Raw genomic sequence first — 517 nt, forward strand, 5'->3', positions numbered from 1 at the left:
GGGCCGGTGATGGTCAGCGAGAGCGGCCCCGGCTCCAGCGTAACGGTGTCGCCATCCGCGACAAAGGCGAACAGCGTTTCCAGCTCATGATAGCCATCGGCGCGGCGCGCGCGGACGCGCTCAAGGATGCGCAGATAGGAATCGCGGCTGTGGCTGCGGTTCATCGCCTGCAGCACGCGGTCGCTGCCCGATTGCACCGGCAAGTGCAGGAACGGCATCAGCTTTTCGACGGTGCGATGCGCGTCGATCAGCCCCTGCGTCATGTCATTGGGGTGGCTCGTGGTATAGCGGATCCGCGCCAGCGCCGGAATTTCGGCCAGCGCCGCGATCAAGTCGTGCAGGCCGCGCGTATCGTCGCTCCAGGCGTTAACGTTCTGCCCGAGCAGCGTGATCTCGCGCGCGCCCGCATCGACCAGGGCTTTGGCTTCGTCGACGATCTGGTCCCAGCCGCGTGAAACCTCCGCGCCGCGCGTATAGGGCACCACGCAATAGGTGCAGAATTTGTCGCAGCCTTCCT

Annotated in this window: 1 protein-coding gene; it reads right to left on the bottom strand. The window is 65.6% G+C overall.

Annotation, left to right across the window (positions count from 1 at the left end; genetic code table 11):
- The coding region (locus AACY08_RS28730; RefSeq protein ID WP_339472476.1) for a radical SAM protein at window positions 1-517 on the bottom strand (517 nt) is incomplete at both ends.

The sequence above is a fragment of the Pseudomonas sp. EL_65y_Pfl1_R83 genome (assembly GCF_963970695.1).
Classification (GTDB): Bacteria; Pseudomonadota; Gammaproteobacteria; order Pseudomonadales; family Pseudomonadaceae; genus Aquipseudomonas; species Aquipseudomonas tritici.